Annotated in this window: 1 protein-coding gene; it reads left to right on the top strand. The window is 48.1% G+C overall.

The features are described from left to right. Positions 1-593: SLC13 family permease (locus tag R7E38_RS23150; protein ID WP_318082191.1), on the top strand; the 593-nt coding region annotated here is incomplete at both ends.

The following is a 593-nucleotide window of genomic DNA, read 5'->3' as shown; positions in this document are numbered from 1 at the left end:
TGCTACGTCCATTCTTATTATCGCTCTCGAACTGATCATGATTTCCTACAAAGGCTTGCATCTGTTTCGCAATCCACCACCAGGGTACGATCTTGGCGAGCTGATCAACTACACTGATATCTTCTCTGCCTTTTCGTCACCAATCATTATTCTTTTTATGGGCGGCTTCGCATTAGCGATTGCCGCCTCTAAGTATGAGCTCGACAACAACCTCGCTCGCGTGTTGCTTAAACCGTTTGGCAACCAGCCCAAATTCATCATGCTCGGGCTGATGTTGATCACCGCGGTGTTTTCCATGTTCATGTCCAATACCGCAACAACGGTCATGATGTTAGCGCTACTTGGCCCTATTGTGGCGTCAGCACCGAAAGGTGACTTAGGCATTAAAGCACTGGTTTTGTGTATTCCAATAGCCGCCAATACGGGTGGTATTGCTACTCCAATAGGTACGCCACCGAACGCCATCGCACTGCAATATCTCCCTGGAGAAAACACCATCGACTTCCTCTCATGGATGATGATGGGCTTACCTTTTGTCTTAGTGCAATTGACCATCGCTTGGTTCTTACTGCAAAAGCTGTTCCCATCGAGCG

The sequence above is a fragment of the Vibrio sp. Vb2131 genome, assembly GCF_033338535.1.
Taxonomy (GTDB): domain Bacteria; phylum Pseudomonadota; class Gammaproteobacteria; order Enterobacterales; family Vibrionaceae; genus Vibrio; species Vibrio alginolyticus.
This window is presented reverse-complemented; position numbering and strand designations above follow the sequence as displayed.